The organism is Pseudomonas sp. Gutcm_11s (assembly GCF_028649395.1).
Lineage (GTDB): Bacteria > Pseudomonadota > Gammaproteobacteria > Pseudomonadales > Pseudomonadaceae > Aquipseudomonas.
The window spans coordinates 52,799-73,023 of record NZ_JAQSUW010000006.1 but is presented as its reverse complement, the minus strand read 5'-3'; the positions used below and the strand labels follow the sequence as shown (position 1 = coordinate 73,023).

26 protein-coding genes are annotated in these 20,225 nt (G+C 66.6%); 12 read left to right on the top strand and 14 right to left on the bottom strand.

Features of this window, described 5'->3' with window-relative positions; genetic code table 11:
- Nucleotides 1-27: 27 nt before the first annotated feature.
- From PTT45_RS01320 to PTT45_RS01310, 3 genes are all read right to left on the bottom strand, one after another.
- Nucleotides 28-387 carry a PilZ domain-containing protein gene (locus PTT45_RS01320; protein ID WP_273811083.1) on the bottom strand — a complete coding sequence of 120 codons (360 nt, stop codon included), beginning with the start codon at nucleotides 385-387 and terminating at the stop codon, nucleotides 28-30.
- Between the two features lie 60 nt (nucleotides 388-447).
- Nucleotides 448-882: a DUF4124 domain-containing protein gene (locus tag PTT45_RS01315; protein WP_273811082.1), complete on the bottom strand. Its 435-nt coding sequence runs from the start codon at nucleotides 880-882 to the stop codon at nucleotides 448-450.
- Nucleotides 883-953: 71 nt separating this feature from the next.
- Entirely contained in the window at nucleotides 954-1,328 is a 375-nt protein-coding gene (locus PTT45_RS01310; protein ID WP_273811081.1) for a tetratricopeptide repeat protein, read from the bottom strand.
- Nucleotides 1,329-1,465: 137 nt separating this feature from the next.
- On the opposite strand from PTT45_RS01310, the gene pyk reads away from it, so the two are divergent.
- Nucleotides 1,466-2,917 carry a pyruvate kinase gene (gene pyk, locus PTT45_RS01305; RefSeq protein WP_273811080.1) on the top strand — a complete coding sequence of 484 codons (1,452 nt, stop codon included), beginning with the start codon at nucleotides 1,466-1,468 and terminating at the stop codon, nucleotides 2,915-2,917.
- A 59-nt stretch (nucleotides 2,918-2,976) separates the two neighbouring features.
- Here the strand turns inward: pyk and PTT45_RS01300 are convergent, their stop codons facing one another.
- Genes PTT45_RS01300 through PTT45_RS01285 form a run of 4 tightly spaced genes read right to left on the bottom strand, consistent with a single transcriptional unit; the run spans nucleotide 2,977 to nucleotide 6,063 of the window.
- Nucleotides 2,977-3,180 carry a hypothetical protein gene (locus PTT45_RS01300; protein ID WP_273811079.1) on the bottom strand — a complete coding sequence of 68 codons (204 nt, stop codon included), beginning with the start codon at nucleotides 3,178-3,180 and terminating at the stop codon, nucleotides 2,977-2,979.
- The gene (locus PTT45_RS01295) at nucleotides 3,180-3,953 is read right to left on the bottom strand and encodes an enoyl-CoA hydratase (protein ID WP_273811078.1); all 774 of its coding nucleotides are present in this window, start codon (nucleotides 3,951-3,953) and stop codon (nucleotides 3,180-3,182) included. The genes PTT45_RS01300 and PTT45_RS01295 overlap by 1 nt, the downstream gene beginning before the upstream one ends.
- A 36-nt stretch (nucleotides 3,954-3,989) precedes the next feature.
- The gene (locus PTT45_RS01290; RefSeq protein WP_273811077.1) at nucleotides 3,990-4,964 is read right to left on the bottom strand and encodes an iron-sulfur-binding ferredoxin reductase; all 975 of its coding nucleotides are present in this window, start codon (nucleotides 4,962-4,964) and stop codon (nucleotides 3,990-3,992) included.
- Complete coding sequence (locus tag PTT45_RS01285) at nucleotides 4,936-6,063, bottom strand: GGDEF domain-containing protein (protein WP_273811076.1); 1,128 nt, start codon at nucleotides 6,061-6,063, stop codon at nucleotides 4,936-4,938. The genes PTT45_RS01290 and PTT45_RS01285 overlap by 29 nt, the downstream gene beginning before the upstream one ends.
- A 286-nt stretch (nucleotides 6,064-6,349) precedes the next feature.
- On the opposite strand from PTT45_RS01285, the gene PTT45_RS01280 reads away from it, so the two are divergent.
- From PTT45_RS01280 to PTT45_RS01245, 8 genes are all read left to right on the top strand, one after another.
- Entirely contained in the window at nucleotides 6,350-7,873 is a 1,524-nt protein-coding gene (locus tag PTT45_RS01280) for a fumarate hydratase (protein WP_043311420.1), read from the top strand.
- A 240-nt stretch (nucleotides 7,874-8,113) separates the two neighbouring features.
- Nucleotides 8,114-8,677 carry an antibiotic biosynthesis monooxygenase gene (locus PTT45_RS01275; RefSeq protein ID WP_273811075.1) on the top strand — a complete coding sequence of 188 codons (564 nt, stop codon included), beginning with the start codon at nucleotides 8,114-8,116 and terminating at the stop codon, nucleotides 8,675-8,677.
- Between the two features lie 87 nt (nucleotides 8,678-8,764).
- Entirely contained in the window at nucleotides 8,765-9,472 is a 708-nt protein-coding gene (gene folM / locus PTT45_RS01270; RefSeq protein WP_273811074.1) for a dihydromonapterin reductase, read from the top strand.
- Nucleotides 9,473-9,482: 10 nt separating this feature from the next.
- Nucleotides 9,483-10,037 carry a GTP cyclohydrolase I FolE gene (gene folE, locus PTT45_RS01265; RefSeq protein ID WP_137971323.1) on the top strand — a complete coding sequence of 185 codons (555 nt, stop codon included), beginning with the start codon at nucleotides 9,483-9,485 and terminating at the stop codon, nucleotides 10,035-10,037.
- A complete protein-coding gene (gene folX, locus PTT45_RS01260; protein WP_043311415.1) occupies nucleotides 10,038-10,409 on the top strand; it encodes a dihydroneopterin triphosphate 2'-epimerase in 372 nt (123 codons plus the stop codon).
- 72 nt (nucleotides 10,410-10,481) lie between these two features.
- Entirely contained in the window at nucleotides 10,482-10,775 is a 294-nt protein-coding gene (locus tag PTT45_RS01255; protein ID WP_273811073.1) for a DUF1244 domain-containing protein, read from the top strand.
- Complete coding sequence (locus PTT45_RS01250) at nucleotides 10,775-11,113, top strand: HopJ type III effector protein (protein WP_273811072.1); 339 nt, start codon at nucleotides 10,775-10,777, stop codon at nucleotides 11,111-11,113. Before PTT45_RS01255 ends, PTT45_RS01250 begins: the two co-directional genes overlap by 1 nt.
- Nucleotides 11,114-11,235: 122 nt before the next feature.
- On the top strand, nucleotides 11,236-11,823 hold the full coding sequence (locus PTT45_RS01245; protein ID WP_273811071.1) for a putative glycolipid-binding domain-containing protein: 588 nt from the start codon (nucleotides 11,236-11,238) through the stop codon (nucleotides 11,821-11,823).
- A gap of 61 nt (nucleotides 11,824-11,884) precedes the next feature.
- On the opposite strand, the gene PTT45_RS01240 is transcribed toward PTT45_RS01245, so the two are convergent.
- Nucleotides 11,885-12,712: an ATPase gene (locus PTT45_RS01240; RefSeq protein WP_273811070.1), complete on the bottom strand. Its 828-nt coding sequence runs from the start codon at nucleotides 12,710-12,712 to the stop codon at nucleotides 11,885-11,887.
- Nucleotides 12,713-12,933: 221 nt separating this feature from the next.
- Here PTT45_RS01240 and PTT45_RS01235 point away from each other — a divergent pair, with 221 nt between their 5' ends.
- From PTT45_RS01235 to PTT45_RS01225, 3 genes are all read left to right on the top strand, one after another.
- Entirely contained in the window at nucleotides 12,934-13,263 is a 330-nt protein-coding gene (locus PTT45_RS01235; protein WP_273811069.1) for a hypothetical protein, read from the top strand.
- 76 nt (nucleotides 13,264-13,339) lie between these two features.
- Nucleotides 13,340-14,152, top strand: a complete 813-nt coding sequence (locus tag PTT45_RS01230; RefSeq protein WP_273811068.1) for a SirB1 family protein — start codon at nucleotides 13,340-13,342, stop codon at nucleotides 14,150-14,152.
- Between the two features lie 67 nt (nucleotides 14,153-14,219).
- Nucleotides 14,220-15,293, top strand: coding sequence for a hypothetical protein (locus tag PTT45_RS01225; RefSeq protein WP_273811067.1), 1,074 nt, complete (start codon nucleotides 14,220-14,222; stop codon nucleotides 15,291-15,293).
- A gap of 28 nt (nucleotides 15,294-15,321) precedes the next feature.
- On the opposite strand, the gene PTT45_RS01220 is transcribed toward PTT45_RS01225, so the two are convergent.
- From PTT45_RS01220 to PTT45_RS01195, 6 genes are all read right to left on the bottom strand, one after another.
- A complete protein-coding gene (locus tag PTT45_RS01220; RefSeq protein WP_273811066.1) occupies nucleotides 15,322-16,104 on the bottom strand; it encodes a crotonase/enoyl-CoA hydratase family protein in 783 nt (260 codons plus the stop codon).
- A 108-nt stretch (nucleotides 16,105-16,212) separates the two neighbouring features.
- Nucleotides 16,213-17,124, bottom strand: coding sequence for an SDR family oxidoreductase (locus PTT45_RS01215; RefSeq protein WP_273811065.1), 912 nt, complete (start codon nucleotides 17,122-17,124; stop codon nucleotides 16,213-16,215).
- Nucleotides 17,125-17,239: 115 nt separating this feature from the next.
- A complete protein-coding gene (locus PTT45_RS01210; protein ID WP_273811064.1) occupies nucleotides 17,240-17,713 on the bottom strand; it encodes a hypothetical protein in 474 nt (157 codons plus the stop codon).
- Between the two features lie 122 nt (nucleotides 17,714-17,835).
- Nucleotides 17,836-18,366, bottom strand: coding sequence for a DUF1569 domain-containing protein (locus PTT45_RS01205; protein ID WP_273811063.1), 531 nt, complete (start codon nucleotides 18,364-18,366; stop codon nucleotides 17,836-17,838).
- Complete coding sequence (locus PTT45_RS01200; protein ID WP_273811062.1) at nucleotides 18,345-19,250, bottom strand: alpha/beta fold hydrolase; 906 nt, start codon at nucleotides 19,248-19,250, stop codon at nucleotides 18,345-18,347. Before PTT45_RS01200 ends, PTT45_RS01205 begins: the two co-directional genes overlap by 22 nt.
- Complete coding sequence (locus PTT45_RS01195) at nucleotides 19,247-20,023, bottom strand: class II aldolase/adducin family protein (protein ID WP_273811061.1); 777 nt, start codon at nucleotides 20,021-20,023, stop codon at nucleotides 19,247-19,249. The genes PTT45_RS01200 and PTT45_RS01195 overlap by 4 nt, the downstream gene beginning before the upstream one ends.
- Between the last annotated feature and the right edge of the window lie 202 nt (nucleotides 20,024-20,225).

Genomic DNA, 20,225 nt, shown 5'->3' with positions numbered 1-20,225 from the left:
CGGATCAGGCAGAGGGGAAGCCTTCAGTCAGGCCGAAGCAGCAAGGGGATGAAAGCTGAAGTAGCTGCGCAGGGCGTCGACCATCTCGACATACTCGGTCGGCGGCGCCACCAGGCAGAAGCCAGAGTCGAAGGTACCGGGGGTAACGTCCTCGCGGCTCCACTGGCAGGTGGCGGTGAAGTCCACGTTGTGGATGCGGCCATCACGGCCGGGCACCTTGAGGCGCATGTCGAAGCGCGCACTGACCAGCATCGGGTACTGGCTGATCAGCATCAGGCCATCCAGCGAGACATTGCCGATGTAGCCCATGGGCTTGTCGGTAATGCGATTGAACACCTTCAGGTAGTAGGGAAGCTGATGGCGTTCGATGTGGCGCTGGATATGCATGGTGGCCATTCGCTATGGAAGGAAATCCAGTATGGCCCGTAGGTCGCGGCTCGACCAGTATCAGCCGCACCGCTCGGCAATGCGAGACGACAGACGGCTGCGGGCGGCGTCCATCTGTTCGTCGCTGTAGTAGCTGCGCTCGCCCTTCTCATCGGTTCGATAGTAGAGGCCGCCGTGCTGGATCTGCGCCAGGCTGTTGCGCAGCTTGCTGCACTCCTGCGCGCGCTCGGCCCGAGCCTGCGACGCCCGCGCATTGGCCTGGTCGCGCTCGTCGCGCCGGGCATCGAAATACTGCTGGGTGCGCTGTTCGCGCTGACGAGTGGCCTCGTCGCGCTCGACCACCTGCGGCTTCACCTCGACCTGTTGCGCGCCATTGCCACCCGGCTTCTCGCCGAAATGCACACGCCCCTGCGCGTCCGTCCAGCGGTAGATCTCGGCGCTGGCCAGCCCCGGCAGCAGCAGAGCCACGAACAGAAAATGAAGATGATGACGCATGCCGACTCCCTCCCTGGGCGCAGCTTAGCGCTGCGCATCAATCCCTGACAGCGAACCGACTGGCGGCCGCATCACAGGGATGCGGGCGTCGCCTTGGCCGGTTCGGCCGCCTGATGATGCCCGAGCTGGCGCAATGTCTCCAGCCGGGCGCGGGCACGGAAGGCGTACTCGCTGTTGGGATAGCGCAGGGTGATGAACTCGTAGGTCTGTGCGGCATCGACGAACAGGTTCTGCCGCTCCAGGCACTGGCCACGCAGCAGCGAGATTTCCGGCTGCATGTAGCTGCGCGAGCGGCTGTTGCGCTCGGCCCGCGACAGGTCGAGCAGGGCCTGGTCGCAGTCGCCTTCGTTGTAGTGCCGGTAGGCTTCGTCCAGGTGGCGGTCCAGCGACACGCGCGTGCAGCCGACCAGGCTGGCCAGGGTGAGAATCAGAATCAGGGTACGCATGGTGAGTTCCTCCGCTGTTGCAGTGTATCGGCAAACACGGGGTTTTCTGCAGCGGCAAAGAGTAGTGCAGGCGAACAATGACTACAGTAAACGGCCGTAGTAGCCTCGCCGCATGCATTGAGAAATGGAGTTACCGCATGACCCTGCGCCGCACCAAGATCGTCGCCACCCTCGGCCCCGCCAGCAGCTCCCCGGAAGTCCTGGAGCAACTGATAGTCGCCGGCATCGACGTCGCCCGCCTGAACTTCTCCCACGGCACCGCCGACGACCACAAGGCCCGCGCCACCCTGGTTCGTGAACTGGCCGCCAAGCATGGCCGCCACGTGGCGCTGCTCGGCGACCTGCAGGGTCCCAAGATCCGCATCGCCAAGTTCACCAACAAACGCATCGAGCTGGCCGAAGGCGAGCTGTTCCGCCTCTCCTCTAGCCACTCGCGCACCGAGGGTACCGAAGAGGTGGTCGGCATCGACTACCCGGCGCTGATTCAGGACTGCGACGTCGGCGATGAGCTGCTGCTCGATGACGGCCGCGTGGTCATGCAAGTCGAGCTCAAGGGCGCAGACGAGCTGCACTGCCGCGTATTGATCGGCGGCCCGCTGTCCGACAACAAGGGCATCAACCGCCGCGGCGGTGGCCTGACCGCGCCGGCCCTGACCGAGAAGGACATGGTCGACATCAAGCTGGCCGCCGAGATGGAGCTGGACTACGTCGCGGTGTCGTTCCCGCGTGATGCCGCGGACATGGACTACGCACGTCGCCTGCTCACCGAGGCCGGCGGCAACGCCTGGCTGGTGGCCAAGATCGAGCGCGCCGAGGCGGTGGCCGACGACGCCGCGCTGGACGGCCTGATCCGCGCCAGTGATGCAGTGATGGTGGCCCGTGGCGACCTCGCCGTGGAAATCGGCGACGCCGAGCTGGTCGGCATCCAGAAGAAGATCATTGCCCACGCTCGCCGCTACAACAAAGCGGTGATCACCGCGACCCAGATGATGGAGTCGATGATCCACAGCCCGATGCCGACCCGCGCGGAAGTCTCCGACGTGGCCAACGCCGCGCTGGACTACACCGACGCGGTCATGCTGTCGGCCGAGAGCGCCGCCGGCGAGTACCCGGTGGAAGCCGTGGAGGCCATGGCCCGCGTGTGCCTGGGTGCCGAGAAGCACCCCACCAGCCAGAAATCCAGCCACCGCATCGGCCGCACCTTCGAGCGCTGCGACGAGAGCGTGGCCCTGGCCACCATGTACACCGCCAACCACTTCCCGGGCGTCAAGGCCATCATCAGCCTGACCGAGAGTGGCTACAGCCCGCTGATCATGTCGCGCATCCGCTCGTCGATCCCGATCTTCGCCTTCACCCCGCACCGCGAGGCGCAGGCCCGTGTAGCCATGTTCCGCGGTGTCTACACCGTGCCGTTCGACCCTGCCTCCCTGCCGGCCAACAAGGTCAGCCAGGCTGCGGTGGACGAGCTGCTCAAGCGCGGTTTCGTGGAGCCAGGCGACTGGGTGATCCTGACCAAGGGCGACAGCTATCACGGTACCGGCGGCACCAACACCATGAAGATCCTCCACGTGGGCGATCCGCTGGTCTGACAGCCGATGCAAACGAAAAGGCCGCTCGATGAGCGGCCTTTTACATGCCCGGCGAAAACTCACAGGCGCACGAAGTAGGGAAGCGCGCTGAGCGTGCCGCCGATCAGCACCAGCGCCAGGTTGCTGTCCACCAGATAGGGGAAGCCCATCAGCGCCAGGCCGCAGATGAACGGCACCGGCTTGCTCTGGCGGCGACCATAGATCACGTAGCCCAGGCCGATGCTGCCGAACAGCAGGCCCCAGAGCAGCTCGGCGCCATCCATCAGGCGAACTTCGAGAAGTCCGGCTTGCGCCGCTGCATGAATGCCGATAGCGCCTCGATGGCCTCCGGCGAACGCAGGCGCTGACCGAACAGGGCGCCCTCCTCCTCGATCACCTTGCGCAGCTCGGCGCGCCCCGGCGCACGCATCAGGCGCTTGCTGTCGGCCACCGCCGAGGGCGCCAACTCGAGGAAGCGCCGGGCCATCTCGCGCGCCCTGGCCAGGGTGCTCGGGCCATCCTCCAGGGCGGCGCTGGCGATGCCCCAAGCGGCAGCCTGCTCACCGGTGAAGGCCTCGCCCAGCAGCAGCACCTCGGCCGCCTTGGCCTGGCCAAGCAGGCGCGGCAGCAGCAGGCTGGAACCGAACTCCGGGCACAGGCCGAGGTTGACGAAGGGAGTACGCAGCTTGGCGTCGCGACTGACATAGACCAGGTCGCAGTGCAGCAGCAGAGTGGTGCCGATGCCCACGGCCGGGCCGGCCACGGCGGCCACCACCGGTTTCTCGAAGTCGAACAGCGCACGCATGAACTGGAATACCGGGCTGTCCAAGCCAGTGGGCGGCGCCTGCAGGAAGTCGGCGACGTCGTTGCCGCTGGTGAAACACTCCGCCCCGCCGGTGATCAGCACGGCACGCACCGAACGGTCGGTATTGGCCGCGTCCAGCACCTCGGCCATCTGGCTGTACATGGCGCGGGTCAGCGCATTCATCTTGTCCGGGCGATTCAGGCGCAGGGTCAGCAGACCGTCTTCGCGCTCGACCAGTACGTGTTCGCTCATTGCAGCTCCAGAGGCAGTGGCCCCGAGCCGAGACATTCAGGCGTGGGGCAGAAAGACGTCGGCCAGCACCTGGTTGCGCGGCACGCCGAGGAGATAGAGACGGCGGGCGAAGGCTTCCACGCTGGCGGGTGAGCCGCAGAGTAAGGCGACGGTTTGCCGCGAAACAAGCCGCAGTTCCGCCAAAACCGCCGCCAGCTCGGACGCTGTCGCCAGCTGCAATTGCACCTGTGAATGGGCCGCAGCCAGCGTCTGCAAAGGCTCGGCGAGGTAATGCCCGGCCGCGTCATGGGCCAGGTGAATGATCCGTATCGGCCCCTGGTGATGCTGGCGCAGTGCCTCGCGCAGCACACCCCACAATGGCGCCAGACCGGTGCCGGCGGCCAGCAGCCAGAGCGGCCGCTCGCTCCAGTCCGCGTCGTAGTGCAGCGCGCCGCCACGCAGCTCGCCCAGGCGCAACCCATCGCCCGGCTGCAGCTGGCGGGCCGAATCGCTGAAGGCGCCGGGGCGCTGGCAATCGATGTGGAATTCCAGCCAGGGCTCCTCGCCCGGCAGGCTGGCAAGCGAATAGGGCCGGGCCACGCCCGCTGCGCTCCACAGCAGCAGATGCTGGCCGACGCGGTAGCGCAGCGGCTGCTCCGGCTGCAGGCGCAGACGCAGCACATCCGCGCTCAACCAGTCGAGCGCCTGGACCCGTGCCGGCAGGCCGTCGCGCGACGGATCGAACAGTTCGACCTGCAGGTCCTCCAGCACCTGGCACTGGCAGGCCAGGCGCCAGCCCTGATCGCGGCGCTCGGCGCTCAGTGCCTCCGGCTGCAGGTCCAGCGGCTCACCGCTGACGCAGCGCACCTGGCAGGCGTGGCAGCTGCCGGCGCGGCAACTGTAGGGCACGCGCAGGCCGGCGCCGTTGAGCGCATCGAGCAGGTTGCTTCCGGAAGAGACCGGCCAGGTGCGGCCGGCGGCGCTGATCAGAGGATCGACGGGCTCAGGCACCGGCGCCCTCCCAGGCAGCATCGCAGCGGTTGCGCCCGCCGCGCTTGGCCCGGTACAGCGCCTGGTCGGCACGCTGCAGGGCCTCGTCGAGGTCATCGCCCTCGCTGAGCAGGGTCATGCCGGCGGACAGGCTGAGGTTGTCCACCTGCACGCCCACCGGCTCGGCATTGGCGAAGGCCTCGCGCAAGCGCTCGCAGCAACTGGTGAACTGGTCGGCATCGGTATTGGGCAACAGCAGGACGAACTCCTCGCCGCCATAGCGCGCCAGCACATCACCATCGCGCAGGCAGGCCCGCGCCACTGCGGCGAAGGTCTGCAGCACGCGGTCGCCAGCGGCATGGCCGTGGGCGTCGTTGATGCGTTTGAAGTGGTCCAGGTCGATCAGCGCCAGGCCGTGCTGGCGGCCGTGGTCCAGGCTATCCAGCTCGCGCAGGGCCAGGCGCAGGAAGTGGCGGCGGTTGAACAGCCCGGTCAGCTCGTCGGTGGCCACCAGGTCTTCCAGCTGGCGCATCATGCCGCGCAGGGTGTCCTGGTGCGCCTGCAGCGCGTAGCGGCGCTGGCGCATGCGCTGACGCAGGGCCTGCACATAGCTGGCGAACAGGCTCAGCCAGACCAGGGCGACGAACAGCGCACAGCACTGCAGCAGCGCCTGCCCCGGCGCGCTCAGGCGCAAGTGGTAACCCTCCCAGAGGTTGAGCCCGGCGAAGGCGAAGAAGGCGACGGCCGCACAGCGCACGAACACCCGTGGGCGCAGCTGGAACACGCCGAACATCAGGATGATCAGGTAGAACATCAGCAGGCTGCCGCGGGCGCCATCGATATGGGCGAGCAGCAGGGTATGCAAGGAGATACCGACGAGGACCTGGGCCTCGGTCAGGCTGGGATCGACGAAGCGCAGGTTGCGCCCGCTGCGGAACAGGCCGTAGAACGCCAGTTGGCTGGCCACCACCAGGCTGCTGCAGAACAGGCCGAAGGCGACCGTACCGTTGTACACGCCGGCCCACATGGCGATCCACATCAGCACCAGAACCAGGGCATAGCTACCCACCGCCATGCCGAAACGCTTCAGCAAGAGGCTTTGCAGGCTTCTTTTCGTGACCCCTGGACTACTCGTGCTCATGGGCTCCGTCCCGTACTGGCACCTTGCCTCACTCTAACTCCGTGATCACAAAATTGGTAGCAAGCCACAGGGTATCCTCGACTATGGTCCGACTGCCTGCGGCTGTGCCCGCCCCGGCCACCGCGCTATACTGCGGCGCCTTTTTTTGTGGCCCGCCATCGCTGGCGGCCACCCTGCGGGCCGTCGCGGAACGACATCAAAAGTCGTTCCAGACGGCTTTTGACGTTGCGCCGGGTCGTGGTCCGGCGTTTCCTTATAGATGTTCCCTGATAGAGGAGCGCCCCCAATGACCGTGATCAAGCAGGACGACCTGATTCAGAGCGTCGCCGACGCCCTGCAGTTCATCTCCTATTACCACCCCGTCGACTTCATCCAGGCCATGCACGAGGCATACCTGAAAGAAGAATCGCCGGCCGCGCGCGACTCCATGGCGCAGATCCTGATCAACTCGCGCATGTGTGCCACTGGCCACCGCCCGATCTGCCAGGACACCGGCATCGTCACCGTGTTTGTCAAGGTCGGCATGGACGTGCGCTGGGACGGCGCCACCATGAGCGTCGACGACATGATCAACGAGGGCGTACGCCGCGCCTACAACCTGCCGGAAAACGTCCTGCGCGCCTCGATCCTGGCCGACCCGGCCGGTGCGCGTAAGAACACCAAGGACAACACCCCGGCGGTGATCCACTACTCCATGGTGCCCGGCGACAAGCTGGAAGTGGACGTGGCGGCCAAGGGCGGCGGCTCCGAGAACAAGTCGAAGATGGCCATGCTCAACCCGTCCGACTCGATCGTCGACTGGGTCCTGAAGACCGTGCCAACCATGGGCGCCGGCTGGTGCCCGCCTGGCATGCTCGGCATCGGCATCGGCGGTACCGCCGAGAAGGCCGCGGTGATGGCCAAGGAAGTGCTGATGGAGCACATCGACATTCACGAACTGAAGGCTCGTGGCCCGCAGAACAAGATCGAGGAAATGCGCCTCGAGCTGTTCGACAAGGTCAACCAGCTGGGCATCGGCGCCCAGGGCCTGGGCGGCCTGACCACCGTGCTCGACGTGAAGATCATGGACTACCCGACCCACGCCGCATCCTTGCCGGTGTGCATGATCCCCAACTGCGCAGCCACCCGTCACGCCCACTTCGTGCTCGACGGTTCCGGCCCGGCCGAACTGGAAGCGCCGGACCTGTCCGCCTACCCGGAAATCGTCTGGGAAGCCGGCCCGAGCGCGCGCCGCGTCAACCTCGACACCATCACCCCGGAAGAAGTGCAGAGCTGGAAGCCGGGCGAGACCGTCCTGCTCAACGGCAAGATGCTCACCGGCCGCGACGCCGCGCACAAGCGCATGGTCGACATGCTGAACAAGGGCGAAGAGCTGCCGGTGGACCTCAAAGGTCGCTTCATCTACTACGTCGGCCCGGTCGATCCGGTCGGTGACGAAGTGGTGGGCCCAGCCGGGCCGACCACCGCCACCCGTATGGACAAGTTCACCCGCCAGATCCTCGAAAGCACCGGCCTGCTGGGCATGATCGGCAAGTCCGAGCGTGGCCCGATCGCCATCGACGCGATCCGCGACAACAAGGCCGTGTACCTGATGGCCGTCGGCGGCGCCGCCTACCTGGTCGCCCAGGCGATCAAGAAGTCCAAGGTGCTGGCCTTCGCCGAGCTGGGCATGGAAGCGATCTACGAGTTCGAAGTGAAAGACATGCCGGTTACCGTGGCAGTCGACACCAGCGGCGAGTCGGTGCACATCACCGGCCCGGCGATCTGGAACAAGAAGATCGCCGAAAGCCTGGCGGTGGAAGTGAAGTAAGCGCCCACGCGCTGCGAAGGAGCCCGGCCCAGCGCCGGGCTTTTTTATGCACCATTGCCGTGCAGCGCTGCGCCTGCCACACGGGCCGGCGACGAAATGCAGGCCACGGCCCCAGCGGCCTCTGGCCAAATCCGCAAAAACAGGAATAATCCTTGCCTGATTTTTCATGCCCGCCACCACCCCGGCGGCATGAAGAGCTGCGCCCTACCCGGGCGACGCCAGACATGCAGGAGATACACAATGTCTACCGATCCAGTCACCATGCTGGTGGCACGTCGCGTCCCGCGCGAGTGCTTCCACGATTTCCGCGCCTGGCTGCACGAAGGCCAGCAACTCGCCGCCGACTTTCCCGGCTACCTGGGCTCCGGCGTACTCGCCCCGCCGCCCGAGGACGACGAATTCCAGATCGTCTTCCGCTTCGCCGACGCCAGCACCCTCACCGCCTGGGAACACTCCGCCTCGCGCCGTGCCTGGCTGCAGCGTGGCAGCGGCCTGTTCGCCCAGCCGCACGAACGCCGCGTGAGCGGCCTGGACGCCTGGTTCGGCAATGCCCTGCGCCGCCCGCCACGCTGGAAGCAGAGCGTGGCTATCTGGCTGGCGTTCTTCCCGGTGTCGCTGGCGTTCAACCTGCTGTTCGGCGGTTTCATGGCCGAGTGGCCGCTGGTGCTGCGCGTACTGCTCGGCACCCTGGTGCTCACGCCGCTGATGACCTACTGGTTCATCCCGCTCTCCACCCACCTGCTGGAACCCTGGCTGCAAGGCCGCCGCGCGCGCCAGGTGGACGAGGTGCTGCAACCGCGCTGAGGCGCTTTCCCCCACGCCGCGCATGGTTGTAGCGCGGCGGGGCCTGGGGTTTACTTGCTCGATCCAGCCTGATCGACGAGCCCCGCAATGACTGCCCCCGCCCCAATCCTGATCACCGGTGCCGGCCAGCGCCTCGGCCTGCACTGCGCCCTGCGCCTGCTCGACGACGGCCAGCCGGTGATCTTCAGCTACCGCAGCGAGCGCGAGGGCGTGCAGCAGCTGCGCGAGCGCGGCGCCATTGCCCTGCAGGCGGACTTCTCCGGCGAGGCCGGCATCCTGGCCTTCATCGAGCAGCTGAAAGGCCACACCGACAGCCTGCGCGCCATCGTGCACAACGCCTCCGACTGGGAGACGGAAACCCCGGGCCACGAGGCCGAGGTGTTCCAGCGCATGGTCAGCGTGCACATGCTGGCGCCCTACCTGATCAACCTGCACTGCGAAGCCCTGCTGAGCCACGGCGGCCCGGCGGACATCATCCACCTCGGTGATGACGTGTCACGCAAGGGCAGCGCCAAGCGCCCCGCCTACTGCGCCAGCAAGGCCGGCCTGGACAGTCTGACCCAGTCCTTCGCCGCGCGCTTCGCGCCCAAGATCAAGGTCAACGGCATCGCCCCGGCGCTGATCCAGTTCAATGAAGGCGACAGCGCCCAGTACCGCGCCAAGCGCCTGTCCGAGACGCCGCTGGGCTTCGAACCAGGCGCCGAAGTGATCTACCAGAGCCTGCGCTACCTGCTGGACAATCCCTACGTCACCGGCACCACCCTGACCGTCAACGGCGGCCGCCATCTGGCCTGAGGACCGCGCCATGAACCTGCCGCAGCACTACCGCGAAATCCTCCTCGGCCTCGGTGAAGACCCGCAGCGCGAAGGCCTGCGCGACACCCCAGAACGCGCCGCCAAGGCCATGCAGTACCTCTGTCACGGCTATGCCCAGTCGCTGGAGGAGATCGTCAACGGCGCGCTGTTCGCCTCGACGAGCGACGAGGTGGTGATCGTCCGTGACATCGAGCTGTACTCGCTGTGCGAGCATCACCTGCTGCCCTTCATCGGCAAGGCCCATGTCGCCTACATCCCCACCGGCAAGGTGCTCGGCCTGTCCAAGGTGGCGCGCATCGTCGACATGTACGCGCGCCGCCTGCAGATCCAGGAGAGCCTGACGCGGCAAATCGCCGAGGCCATCCAGAGCGTCACCAACGCCGCCGGCGTGGCCGTGGTGATCGAGGCACAGCACATGTGCATGATGATGCGCGGGGTGGAAAAGCAGAACTCGCAGATGCTCACCTCGGTTATGCTGGGCGCCTTCCGCGAGTCCAGCAACACTCGCCAGGAATTCCTGCAACTGATCGGACGGAGCAAGTAAATGCCGCGACTGGAACCTGGGATGGCACGCATCCGGGTCAAGGACCTGCGCCTGCGCACCTTCATCGGCATCAAGGAGGAGGAGATCAACAACAAGCAGGACGTGTTGATCAACCTGACCATCCTCTACCCCGCCGCCGAAGCCGTGCGCGACAACGACATCGACCACGCGCTGAACTACCGCACCATCACCAAGGCGGTGATCCGCCACGTCGAGGAAAACCGCTTCGCCCTGCTCGAGCGCCTGACCCAGGAGATCCTCGACCTGGTCATGGCCAATCCGGCCGTGCGCTACGCCGAGGTAGAAGTGGACAAGCTGCACGCCCTGCGCTTCGCCGAGTCGGTGTCGATCACCCTCTCCGGCCACCGCTAAGCACCGGCAACCCGCGTTGCCGGCCTGCGGGTCGCCTCTTATCATCCGCCCCCTGATTTCCGGGAGTCCGTCATGACCGAACAACAACGCCTCGAGCTGGAAGCCGCCGCCTTCTGCCGCCTGGTCGAGCACCTGCGTGAACGCACCGACGTGCAGAACATCGACCTGATGAACCTCGCCGGCTTCTGCCGCAACTGCCTGTCCAAATGGTACAAGGCCGCCGCCGATGAGCAGGGCGTAGCCGTCGACATGGAGCAAGCCCGCGAAGTCGTCTACGGCATGCCCTATGCCGAGTGGAAAGCCCAGTACCAGAAGGAAGCCACTGCCGAGCAGCAGGCCGCCTTCAACAAAGGAAACCAGCACTGATGAGCCTGCAAGACTTCCGCGCCCGCCTGCATGGCGAGCAGTTCCAGTTCGCCGAGACCCTAGCCTTCGTCGCCGAACACTACGACTACCAGCCCAGCGCCTTCCGCAACGGCGCCGTGGAGAGCAGCGCCGGGCAGAACGAAGGCTCGTGCAAGACCCTCGGCCTGGCCCTGCTGGAAGGCTTCAGCCTGGAAGAGACCCTGCGCGCCTTCGGCGAGCATTACCGCTCCGTACTGGCCACCCCGGCCGGCAGCGACCACGCCAATATCCGCGCCCTGCAGGACACCGGCCTGGGCGGCGTGCAGTTCGAGCAGCAACCGCTCAAGCGCAAGGCCTGAGCTGCGCAACAAGCTGCTCACTGTCGGCTTTGGCTGACAGACAGCGTCGCGAGCCTCGCTTATTCTCCTCTCTCATCGCGCCTCGGCAGGATGCCGGTCGCCACGAGCGAGGAGTTGCAAGGATGCAGCACAATCTGGTCTGGAAGCCCTGGACCAACCCCGGAGTCGAACACCTCGGCCTGACCATCGCCGCCGACAGCGTCACCGCCAGCGGCCAGCTGATCCAGAGCATCCGCGGCAACAGCATCGCCGCCACCTACGTGCTCGCCTATGACGAGCGCTGGCGCTTCCGCCGCCTCTGGCTGAAGGTCGACAACCAGGGCCAGCAGAGCCTGGAACTGCAGCGCGACATCCGTGGCAACTGGCATCTGAACGGCCGCCCGCGCAACGACCTCACCGGCTGCCAGCAGGTGATGCTGTCCGCCTCGCCCTTCACCCACACCCCGCTACTGCGCCACGCAGCCCTGGCCGCAGGCGACAGCGAGCGTTTCCGCGTGGCCCATGTCGACCTGCTCGGCCTGCGCGTGGAGTCGCGCCTGCAGCGCTACCAGTGCCTGCAGCGCCACGCCAGCCACGCCGTCTACCAGTGCGATGCCGAAGGCCACGAGCCCTGCGAGCTGACCCTGGACGAGGACGGCCTGCTGGTGCAGGCCATCGGCCAGTTCATTCGCAGCAACCGCCAGACCCTGCGCCACGCCGACTGTGCCTGAGCCGATCCGGCGCCCATGAAAAAGCCCCGCCGAAGCGGGGCTTTTTCGTACAGCCGGGCAATCAGCGCGCGTTGAGCTGCTGCTGCAGGTTCTGCACCTGGGCCTGCAGGCCGTTGATGTTACGGGTGACCTGGGCGCGGAAGGCATCGAACTCGGCGGTGTTGTTGCTCGGCGCCGGGCGGTTCTCCAGCTCGCTGCGCAGCACCAGCAGGTCCTGCTCGAGGTTACGCACGGCCTGGCTCGGGTCGCCCTTCTTCTTCAGCGCCTCGATATCGGCGGACTGGCCCTTGAACTGCTCCTGCAGCTTGCCGACACCAGCCAGGCCGGTCTTCTGCTCGCCAGCCAGTTTTTCCAGCTTGCCGTCGAACTGCGCGGTCGAGCCCTGCTGGGTCTTGAGATCGGCGGCCAGCTGGTCGAGGCGCTTGCCCTGCCCGCTCTGCTGGCCATTGAGGTTCTGTTGCTGCTTGGCCACTTCGGCCAGCTTGCTCTCCAGCTGCTTGACCCGCAGCTTGAGGGCCTCGCTGCCGCTGGTGACGTTGGATTCGGTGGCCACCACCTTGCCGGAGATATCCTGGATGCGCCCGGCGGCATCCTCGCTGATGCGCGCGAAGGTCTCCTGGGTCACCACCAGCTGCGCCTGCATCTGGGCAATCTGCTGGTAGCTCCACCAGCTCAGGCCGGCCAGGGCGATGACCAGGGCGCCGATCAGTGCCCACAGCGGGCCGGTGCCAAAGCCACGCCGACGTTCCACCTGCGGGTAGGTGGGCGCACTGCGTTGCGGGGCATGGCTGTGGCTCGGGGCGTGGCCGGTCGGGTGGTCATCACGGTCACGCGGGTCGGTGGTCAGGCTGGGTACGTGGTCCAGCTCGTCGTGGGCGTCGTTGCGCATAAAAACCTTCAAAAATACGGAAAGGCGGTGTGAATGGCGGGGAGTATACCCGGTTCGCCGCTTCGCCTTCATTGGGCGCCAGACCGGTGCAACCCGCACCAGCGACGTGCAACCGGCAGCGACATTGACCTGTGAACCAGGCCACAGTTCGCCGGATGCACGCACTGGTACAGCGCTTGCACATACATCACGGGGTTATGTCTATCGAGGGGAGAGCCGACATGGAGCTGAACAAGGCCGTAATCGATTGCATGCGCGTACTGCGCCGTCGCCTGCGTGACGAGATGTCCGAGGACATCCATCTCAACCAGCCCGACGCCATCGCGGCAATGCTGCATGCCTGCCTGCGCTCGGGTGATGCGGAGACCCGCGCGCTTGGCGTACATCTGGCCGAGCTCAGCGACTATCAGGACGACAGCAAACCCGCCAATGCCCGCCAGTACCGCGGGCACGAGACGAGCAAACCGGCCAGCGAGGCCGCCGCACCTACCGACGAGGCCCAGCGCGGCCAGTCGGTGCGCATGTACCGTGGGCAGCGCGTCTACAACTAGCCATTGCGGAGCACTGGACGAAGCGAACCCGCCTGACCGATAGTCGGCAGACAGCGCCTCTTCCCGGGAGAACCGCATGACTGCTCGCCCCGCCTGGTTGCACTGCCTGGAATCGGACCCGCCCGCCCTGCTCGAGGCGGCCCTGTGGATAGCAGCCGAGCACACGCCGGCGCTGCAGCCGGCGCAAGTGATGCGCGAGTTCGCCAACCTGCGCCAGCAGGTGGCCGCCGGCCTGCCCAACCTGGCCGCGCCAGACCTGGCCCAGCCGCTGCTGCGCCGCCTCGGCGAGCTGGACTTCCACGAAGACGACGACCAACCGCTACGCCCGCGTGCCGCCCTGCTCGACCAGGTGCTGCAGCTGCGCCGCGGCCAGCCGCTGTCACTGGCGTTGATCGCCCTGGAACTGGCCCAGCGCCTGGACATCCCGCTGCAGGCGGTGAATTTCCCCGGCCACCTGCTGCTGCGGGTGCCCGGCGCCGACCACCTGCTCGATCCCTGCAACGGCCGCCGCCTGTACACCCGCGACTGCCGCGAGCTGCTGGCGCGCCTGTCCGGCCCGGGTGCCGAGCTCAGCGCCCGGCACTTCCAGATCTGCGACGCCCCGGCCCTGATGCTGCGCCTGTCACGCAACCTCTGCCATCTGCACGGCGCCGCCGGCGATCACATGGCGGCGCTCAAGGATGCCGAACGCATCCTCCTGCTGGCCCAACCGAGCAGCGCCGACCACCTGCTGCGCGCCGCCATCTACCACGAACTGGATTGTCCGCAGGCCGAGCGCTTCGACCTGGAGCGCGCGCTGCTGCTGTGTGAGGACGAGCGCGAGCGGATGCAACTGGCCCAGCGCATCGACGCACTCGGCCGCCGAGGACGAAGCCCAGCGCTGCATTGACAGGCCCGCGCACTCTTTGCCTAATTGTCCCGCCCCAAAACCAATAACAACATTCGGGACATCCACCATGCGCAAGCTATTGCTGCTTTGCCTGCTGTGCTTTTCCTCGTTCTCCCACGCCGCCCCCGGCGTCTTCCCCGACGCAACCTTCAACAACCTCGACTACGGCCTGTACTGGTTCGGCTCCGGCGATACCTGGCAGAAGGCGGTACCGGGCCAGAGCAACGCCTACTTCGGTGCCAGCAAACCCACGGTGATCTACATCCACGGCTGGCAGAACGGCGCCACCGCCCGCAAGGACCGCGAGACCTTCAACCGCGAGGGGGCCGGCGGCCCAAGCCTGGACCTGGCCGCGGCCTGGCTGGCGGCCGGCTACAACGTCGGCGTGCTGTACTGGAACCAGTTCGCCGACGAAGGCGAAGTCACCGATGCGGAGGCCAAGATCTGGAGCGCCAGCGGCCCCAGGGCGATGCGTTGGCGCAATGCCGGCGGCGTCTACGCCAACGGCCCGACCCAGTCCGCCAGCGACCTGCTGTTCAAGAGCTACAAGGACAACATGGCCGGCTACAGCGGCAGCAACATCCGTATACTCGGCCACTCGCTGGGCAACCAGATGGCCATCGTGCTGAGTAAGAAGATCAGCGACGCGGTGACTGCCGGCACCCTCAACAGCAAATTGCTGCCCAAGCGCGTCGCCCTACTCGATCCCTTCTATTCCAACAACGCCAAGAGCTGGCTCGGCAACCAGTGGACCGGCGCGGTGTGCCGCAGCTATGTCAGCGAGCTGAAGGGCAAGGGCGTGATCTTCGAGGCCTATCGCAGCTCGGCGGTGACCACCACCATCTTCGTCGGCGATGAAAACCCCGACCTGATGAAGATGACCGCCTTCACCGAGCTCAAGCCCTGGTATTTCAACGCCACGCAGATCACCGAGAAGCACAACTCAGCCGTCTGGCACTACCTGTGGTCGTTCAGCTTCAACCCGCCACTGATCACCGGCACCAGCAACCAGGCCGCTTCAGCCAAGACCGCCGACAGCCGTATCGGCACCTTGATGAGTGGCACGCAGAAGCTGGTTCACGACCAGGGTGCCTACACCAAGGAACCCTCGGACGATAACTTCAAGCTGCAGGCCCGCTAGCAACAGTCGCAGGCCACCACGGGGCAAATCAGGCCTGCGGCTTGGCAAACTCCCCGTGCCGCCCCGCTCCAGCCTTGAAGCGCTGGGCGCCGGCACGGGTCTCACCGCTGCGTACCACCTCCAGGCCGCCGCGAAACTCGCCGCGTAGCGCCTCGTCCAGCGGCAGATCCCACTGCGCGTAGGCACTGGCACGATCGGCCAGCATGCAGCGCTGCGGAAAACCGGCGATCTCCAGCGCCAGTGCCTCGGCCACCGCGCGCGCCTGTCCCGGTTCAGCCACACGATTGACCAGCCCCATCTGCAGCGCCTCCGCGGTCTGCACGGCCCGCCCGGTAAGAATCAGATCCAGCGCCCGGCCCTGGCCGACAAGGCGCGGCAGGCGCACCGTGCCTCCATCGATCAGCGGCACGCCGAAACGCCGGCAGAACACGCCGAGCACCGCGTCCTCGGCCATCACCCGCAAATCGGCCAGCAGTGCCAGCTCCAGGCCACCGGCTACGGCATGGCCCTCGATGGCGGCGATCAGCGGCTTGCCCAGCTGCATGCGGCTCGGCCCCATGGGCGCGTCGCCCTCTTCCGCCAGGCGATTGCCGCGCTCGCCGCCCTCGGCCACCGCAGCCAGGTCGGCACCGGCGCAGAAGGTGCCGGCGCTGCCGCAGAGCACCGCTACCCGCGCGTCATCATCCGCCTCGAAGGCGCGCAAGGCGGCAGCCAGCGCGTCGGCGGTGGGCCGGTCGACGGCGTTGCGCACCGCGGGGCGGTCGATGATCACCGTGGTGACTGGTCCGTTGCGTTCCACGCGCACGCTCATAGCATTCTCCAGGCAAAGAAAAAGGCCGGCATCGCTGCCGGCCTTCAACTTAAACCTGCTCGGGGTCGATTGCAGCCCGCTGGCCGAATCCCCCGGATCGCTGGCGGATCAGCCCACGTATTTCTGCAGGTTGGCCATCATCTCGCGCAGTGCGGTGACGTTGTCGTCCGGGTGTACGGCACCCTCGAAGTCGCCGATCTGCTTCCAGCTGGCTGCCACGTCTTCCGGGCTGAAGCCGGCCTTCGGGTTGAAGCCGGCACCCAGGCTGCGCTCCCAGCGCACCTTGCCGACCCAGCCGCCGCCGACCTCGTAGAGGCCGCCGGTGTCCTTGCACTGGTCGCTGCCGAGGTACACCACCAGCGGGCTGACCAGTTCCGGCTTGAGCTGCTCGAACACCTGCGGCGGGATCAGGCCCTCGGTCATGCGGGTGCCGCCCGTGGGGGCGATGGCGTTGACCAGCACGTTGTTCTTGCGGCCCTCGATGGCCAGGGTGCGGGTCAGGCCGTACAGGCCGAGCTTAGCCATGCCGTAGTTGGACTGGCCGAAGTTGCCGTAGATACCCGAGGTGGACGCGGTGAAGATCACCCGGCCAAAGTTCTGCTCGCGCAGGTGCGGCCAGGCGGCGTGGGTCACCTTGTAGGCGCCTTCGACGTGGACCTTGTAGACCAGCTCCCAGTCGGCATCCTCCATCTTGACGAAGGACTTGTCGCGCAGGATGCCGGCGTTGTTCACCACCACATCGATGCGACCGAAGCTGTCCAGCGCGCACTGCACGATCTTGCCTCCATCGGTCACCGAGTCATGGTTGGCCACGGCATCGCCGCCCAGGGCCTTGATCTCGGCGACCACCTTGTCGGCGGCGGAGGCGTTGGCGCCCTCACCATGGGTGCTGCCACCCAGGTCGTTAACCACCACCTTGGCGCCATGCTGGGCGAACAGCAGCGCGTGGGCACGCCCCAGACCACCACCGGCACCGGTGACTACCACGACCTTGTCTTCGAAACGGATGGCATCGCTCATGAACGGGCTCCTAAGCAGTCAACAAAGGCCCGGATTTTCCGGCAGTTGCCATGCGCTGTACAGGACGCGCGGCCTACCTGAATGGCGGCCGATAATGTGACCTTATGCGCACCGGCTACTGGCTGCCGCCGGTGGCGCCACCAGTCGAACCTCCGGTGGCACCTCCTGTACTGCCCCCCGTCGAGCCACCAGTCGCGCCGCCAGTGCTGCCGCCGGTAGTGCCACCGTCACTGCCGCCCGTGGTGCCACCTTGCGGAGCGCTGTTGCCCGGAACGGTACCTGTACCCGTACCGCTGCCATTGTTTGTGCCGTTGCCCAGGCCACCGTTATTGGTGCCGGTTCCCGGCTGGCTGCCACCTTGCGGCAGGCCACCTGGCGAGCCAGGCGAGCCTGGGTTTCCGGGACTGCCCATGCCGGGATCGACGCCGGTAGGCGGATTGCCGGCGGGAATGTCCGGCGGGGTCGGCGAGCTAGGGCCGGGCACGGTCGGGCCGGTGGAATCGGTGCCATCGGTCTCGGCCAGGGCCGGCAGGCCAGCGCCGGCCAGCAGGCCACCGAGCAGCAGTGCGGGGAGTGAGAGTCGGTTCATGGGAGTCACCTTGAGAAGTCAGTGCATTCCCAGAAAACGACTGCCGTGCCGCACGAGATGTTCGAGTCGATGGATCAGCGGTAGGCCAGCGCAACGGCCCGCGCCGGCGCGCTGAAGCGGGATCAGGCTGGCTGGATCAGGCTCAGGTGGTTGTACAGGTGCATCACATGGGCCTGGGCGTATTCCTCATGATCGAGGGCGCCGTAGGCGAAGTGCGGCTGCAGCTCGCCGGTGTGCGCGGCGAAGCGCTCGAAGGCGGCCTGCAGGCGCTGCAGGGCGGCTTCCTGGTTGGACGGCTCGGCCAGCGGCGCGGCGCCGGGGATGGCTTCGGTCAGCGGATGACGCATGGCGCCACGGGCGCTGAACACGGCGAAGGCGGCCGGGCCGACGCTGTGGCGGAACCAGCCCGGCTTCAGCTCGGGGTAGCCATCCAGCGAGTACTCGATGCTCTGCGCGCAGTGGTTGAACACCTCGGTCGGGGTCCAGCCCTTGATGCTGGCCAGGGCCTTGCCCTTGAAACCGTCCAGCACCATGCGCGCGCCATCCAGGCTCAGCGCTGCCGGCGCCGCGCCGCTGGGCAGCGCCCAGAAGCCGGCGCCCAAGGCCACGGCACCGCCTACGGCGGCACCTTTCAACAGAGTGCGTCTTTGCATGCCTTCGCCTCCCAGCGTTCACGGAATTCCAGATAGTGAGCGAGCACCTCTGCGGGTGCCTCGGTCTGCGGATAGTGGCCTATGGCCGGCAGCAAAACCGTGTCCGGGCTCTCGATCAGCTCACGATAGCGCTCGACCATGTGCGCCCCGGAAATCGGGTCGACGGCGCCGTCGATCACCCGCATGGGCACCGCAGTCTCCTGCATGGCCGCCACCCAGCGCTCGCGGTTGACCCGGCGATCGAGGATGTAGCGGATCAGCAGGTGCATCACCTTGGGTCCGTCGTTGTGCGCAATCAGCTCCCAGAAGGCATCCAGCTCACTCTCGCTGGGCGGCGTCTGCGCGCCGAACACCTTGTTCAGGTTGGCCTTGAGCTTGGCGCGCGAGAACAACCCGCCCAGCAGCGGCCCCAGTGGGCTGAGCAGCAATTTCTGCATCAGCACCGGGCGGTGCGTCTCGGGGAACAGGCCGCCGTTGAGGAACACGCAACTGGCCAGGCGGATACGCCCCTCCTGGTGCCGCGCCACCAACTCTTGGGCCACGCTGTCGCCGTAGTCATGCGCGAGCACATGCACCGGTTCGGCGATGCCCAGATGCGCCAGCAGCGCCTGCTGCAGATCGGCCTGTTCCAGCAGGCTGTAGCGATGGCCACGCGGCTTGGCCGAGTAGCCGAAGCCGAGCATGTCGCAGGCGATGACGCGGTACTTCTGCGCCAACGGCTGCCACAGGTAGTGCCAGTCCCAGCTGGCGGTGGGGAAACCGTGGATCAGCAGCAGCGGCTCGCCCTCGCCCGCCACCCAGTAACGGATGGCCTGGCCGTTGAAGCTGAAGCCGCGCCCCTGCGCCCGCCAGTCGGCCAGGGCAATGCCCGGCAGGGCCGTCACTGGTCGTAGCCCGGCATCTGTGCGTCGAGTTTGCGCAGCAGCGCCGGCCACGGCAGCGCGCCGCCCATGCCCTGCGGGCTCTTCATCACGCCGGCGATCATCGCTCGCGCGCCGTCGAGGATCTGCTGCGGAATGTGGATCAGCTCGCCACCGCCGCTCTGCGCCATCACCTGGATCTCGCAGGCGCGCTGCAGGGTGAACATGCCGAGGAAGGCATCGGCGATGCTGCCGAAGGCGGTGAGCAGGCCGTGGTTGGGCAGGATCATGAAGTTCTTGTCGCCCAGGTCGTGCTGCAGGCGCGACTTCTCGTCGTGGTTCAGCGCCACGCCTTCGTAGCCGTGGTAGGCCAGGCTGGCCAGGACGAACAGCGACTGCTGCGACAGCGGCAGCAGGCCGCCCTTCTGTGCCGATACGGCGATGCCGGCAGCGGTGTGGATGTGCAGCACGCAGCCGACGTCGTGGCGGACTTCATGCACCGCGCTGTGGATGGTGTAGCCGGCCGGGTTGATGTCGAACGGGCCGTCCATCAGCTTCTTGCCGGCCAGGTCGACCTTCACCAGGCTGGAGGCGGTGATCTCGTGGAACATCAACCCGTAGGGGTTGATCAGGAAGTCCTCGGTGCCCGGCACCTTGGCCGAGATGTGGGTGAAGATCAGGTCGTCCCAGCCGTACAGGGCGATCAGCCGGTAGCAGGCGGCAAGATCGACACGCGCCTGCCATTCGGCGGCGGAAACCTGGTCCTTCACATTGGGCAGCTTGAGTGGAGCGTTCATGGCAATCACCTCGGCACTTGTTGTTGTGCCGAGGAGTCTAGCGAGCGACGCCCGCCTCACCAGTCGCCTTGCGGGCCAGCGCAGTGGCCTTAGAGCCTGCTTACGATCTTCTGGATTAGAGCCAGACAAGGCAAAAGTGGCCGAAAAAGCGCAGTTTACGAGGTGTAAATGAGCATTTTGAGGCCACTTTTAACGCCGTATG